Annotated in this window: 4 protein-coding genes; all 4 read left to right on the top strand. The window is 66.0% G+C overall.

Going from position 1 to position 3679, the window contains the following annotated elements; all coding sequences use genetic code 11:
- Nucleotides 1-649 (top strand): MCE family protein (locus ACFWF3_RS28050; protein WP_379316442.1); only part of this gene is annotated, 649 nt, incomplete at its 5' end.
- Nucleotides 649-1749 carry an MCE family protein gene (locus ACFWF3_RS28045; protein ID WP_379316440.1) on the top strand — a complete coding sequence of 367 codons (1101 nt, stop codon included), beginning with the start codon at nucleotides 649-651 and terminating at the stop codon, nucleotides 1747-1749. The genes ACFWF3_RS28050 and ACFWF3_RS28045, both read left to right, overlap by 1 nt.
- The gene (locus ACFWF3_RS28040; protein ID WP_379316438.1) at nucleotides 1746-2858 is read left to right on the top strand and encodes an MCE family protein; all 1113 of its coding nucleotides are present in this window, start codon (nucleotides 1746-1748) and stop codon (nucleotides 2856-2858) included. The genes ACFWF3_RS28045 and ACFWF3_RS28040 overlap by 4 nt, the downstream gene beginning before the upstream one ends.
- Nucleotides 2855-3679: MCE family protein (locus ACFWF3_RS28035; protein ID WP_379316436.1), on the top strand; the 825-nt coding region annotated here is incomplete at its 3' end. The genes ACFWF3_RS28040 and ACFWF3_RS28035, both read left to right, overlap by 4 nt.

Below are 3679 nucleotides of genomic sequence, written 5' to 3'. Positions count from 1 at the left end.
GCTCCCCGACAACCGGATCCGGCTCGACAGCACCGAGGTGCCGTACAACCTGAGCAAGGTTATCCAGGACCCGAAATACACCTCCTCGTTCGAGCGGATCGAACGGATCGACCCGAACAAACTGCGCACCGCGCTCGATGTGTTCAGCGCCCAGCTGGGCGATTCACCCGCCATGGCGGTGCAGGCCCTCGACAGCATCGGCTCACTCGCCCAGGTCATCAACAGCAGGCGTGACGAGGTCGACACACTGCTGAAGAGCATGGATCAGGTCTCGCAACTGGTCTCGGACAACCGCAACAGTGTGTTGGTGCTGCTCACCAGGGGTGAAGCGATCGGGGCGGCGGTGCAGAAGCGTCAGACCCTGCTCACCCAGCTGCTCGACAACGTCGCCGACATGTCGAGGCTGCTGCAGGACATGGGCATCGAGAACAACGGTGAACTCGGACCGCTGATCGCCAACCTCAACACGATGGCCGACGGCCTGACCAAGAACAAGGAGAACCTGGACCGGATCTACGAGTACGCCCCGGTCACGTTGCGCCAGTTCAACAATCTGCTCGGCAACGGTCCCTACGGCGAGATCTGGGCACCGTGGATCCTTCCGGACAACTGGCTGTGCTTCGCACAGGCCGTACAGGGGTGCAACTGATGAGGACCGAACGCACGAGCAAGCTGGCGGCGCTCTGCTTGGCCGCGACCCTCGCCTCGGGCTGCGCCCTGCTGCCCGACAGCCTGACCGGACTGGGTAACCAGGTGCTCGGCGAGCAGAAACGCATCAGCGCCGACTTCGAGAACGTGGCCGGACTGTATGCGGGCAACGAGGTCTCGGTACTCGGGGTGCCGGTCGGAGTCGTCGATTCGGTGACACCACGCGGCAGCTACGTCGAGGTGGTGATGTCGGTCGACCGCGACGTGCGCATTCCCGCCGAAGCGATGGCGGCGCTGGTGTCGCCGCAGCTGATCACCAACCGCCATGTCGAGCTCGCTCCGGCCTATACCGGCTCAGGACCCGAGCTGGCCGACGGCGCGCATCTTCCGCTGGAGCGCACCAGGACACCGGTCGAGCTGGACCGGATCCTGGCCAACTTCGATCAGCTGGGCGAGGCGCTCAAGGGCGACAGCCAGAGCGGGCCCATGGCGAGCCGGGTGCTCTTCCCACTGCTCGACGGCAACGGCGACCGGCTGCGCGAAACGCTCGACCAACTGTCGGCGGCCTTCGAGCTGACTTTCGCCAACAAGGATCAGATCGCCAACACCATCATCGAACTCGGTGAGATCACCCAGATCGTCGCCGACAACGATCAGACCGTCCGCGATTTCAGCGGTCGCATCACCGAATTGGTCGCGTTGTTCGGGCAGCAGTCCCCCGGTCTGCAGGCGGTGCTGACCCAGCTCGACGACTTCATCACCAATACCTCCTCGGTGGTTGGCCAGAATCAGGATCAGCTCGCGGGCGCGCTCACCAAGTTCGTCGCGATCGCCGCCCAGATGCGGGCCAATGCCCGCAATCTGACCGAGATCATCGACGTCGGTCCGCTGATGTTCCAGAACTTCGACAATGCGATCAGCCGGGAACACCAGGCGCTGCGCCTGCACGGTCTGCTCGACAAGATCGTGCTCGACAGCGAGGAGGTCTCGCTGTTCTGCGAGCGCGTGCAGATGCGGCTGGACGGTTGCCGCACCGGCAAGATTTCCGATATGGGCCCGGACTTCGGGCTGACCGCCGCGCTGTTGGGACTGACGAAATGACTCTGCGCACCACGTTGGCCGCGGCCTTCTGCGCCGCCGCCGTGGCCGCATCGAGCAGCGGCTGCTCGATGACCGTGGCCGAACTGCCGATGCCCGAACCGGGCATCGGCGGGCCCGGCTATACCCTGCACGCCACATTCCGCGACGCGCTCAATCTGCCCGATCGCGCCCACGTCAAGATCGGCGGCACCGATATCGGTGTCGTCACCGGAATTTCGACGACCGCGTTCCTCGCCGATGTCGAGATGCTGATCCGCACCGACATCCAGCTGCCGCAGGGCACCACCGTGGAGCTGCGCCAGGCGACACCCCTCGGTGACATCTTCGTCGCCATGACCCTGCCCAGTGCCGAGGCCGCCGGGCCACCGCTGCGTGCGGGCGCGACCATCGGCGCCGAGCACACCGCATCGGCCGCCTCGGTCGAGCAGTTGATGATGTCGGTGTCGATGCTGATCAACGGCGGCGGACTCAATCAGGCGGCCAAGGTCACCTCCGAGCTCAATTCCATCTTCGCGGGCAAGGCGCCCCAATTGCAGCACCTGATCGGGGAGATGACCTCGGTCATCAGCGCGCTCAACGCACGCACCGGCGACCTCGACGCGACACTCGCCGGGTTGTCGGTACTGACCGGCGAATTGGCGCGGCGCAAAGCCGAACTCGGCGCCGCGGCCGACAGCTTCCCGCAATTGATCGGACTGTTCGCCGAGAACAACCAGGCCATCGTCGAGCTGATCAACAGGGTGGCCGTGACGATGGACGCCCTCGGCGACTTCAGCGCCACGAACGGGCCGCAGTTCGTCAGCCTGTTCCAGAGCATCCAGAATCTGATGTCCGGGTTCGCGCAGATGGGCGATGACCTGACCGGCACGCTCGAGGGCTTCCACAGCGTCTATCCCTCGGTGATGGACAGCATGCAGGGGCCGACCCTGGCGGTCGGAGCGATCCTGTCCTACCTCGATATCGGTGCGATCACCGATCCGGCCGGCAGCCGCTGGCCCGACGGCACCGATGTGCCGGCGTTCCTCGGCAGCATCACCGACGTGATCGCCAAGGTGACCGGCCGCCTCACCAGCACACCGCAGCAGCCGACCCACGAGGGGCCCCGATGAATTCACCGTTGTGGGAGTGGCTGGTTCGCCGTCGCATCGCGGTAGCCAATGCCGGCCTGGTCGTCGTCCTGGTGCTGGGCAGCCTCTACCTGGGCGGCGCCGTGCTACGGATCGACCCGACGAGTTCGCGCTACGTTGTCACCGTCGAACTGGCCATCTCGGGTGGGCTCACCGCGGGCAGCGACGTGACATTCCGTGGCGTTCGGGTCGGCCGGGTCGATGACGTGCGGGTCGCCGGCGATGGGGTCGCGGCGGTAGCCGAGATCGAGGAGGGCACCCGGATTCCGGTCGGCGGCACAGTCGCCGTCGCCCGATTGTCGGCCGCGGGCGAGCAGTACCTGGATTTCCGCCCCGATACCGACACCGGACCCTTTCTGCGCGACGGCTCCGTCATCGCCCGGGCGGACACCGCCGTGCCCGTGCAGGTGCAGTCGGTTCTGGCGAACATGACGGGCCTGGTCGGCGGATTGAACCCCGACCGCCTCAATGTCATCGTCAACGAACTCGACAAAGCGCTCGCGGGCGGACCGGACGGCTTGCGCAACATGATCTCCGGGATCAGTCGTGCGATGGCGGGGCTCACCGATCTGCTTCCGCAGACCGAGCAGCTGCTGCGCAATCTGGAAGTCATCGCCGCGACGACCGCGCACGCGCAACCCGACCTCGGCACCCTCACCAACGCGGGTAGCGCCCTGTTCCAGCAGTTCTCCGCCGCCGACGCCGAATTGCGGCATCTGCTCCAAGAGGGGCCGGGTCAGCTGGCGACGCTCGGGGGCTTCATCTCCCGCACCCACGACCCGATCACGGACCTGGTGACGAAC

Origin of the sequence: Nocardia sp. NPDC060220 (assembly GCF_042727815.1) — a bacterium.
In the GTDB taxonomy this organism is placed as follows: Bacteria; Actinomycetota; Actinomycetes; order Mycobacteriales; family Mycobacteriaceae; genus Nocardia.
Note: the sequence above shows the minus strand (reverse complement) of the source record. Positions and strands in the feature narration are given on the sequence as shown.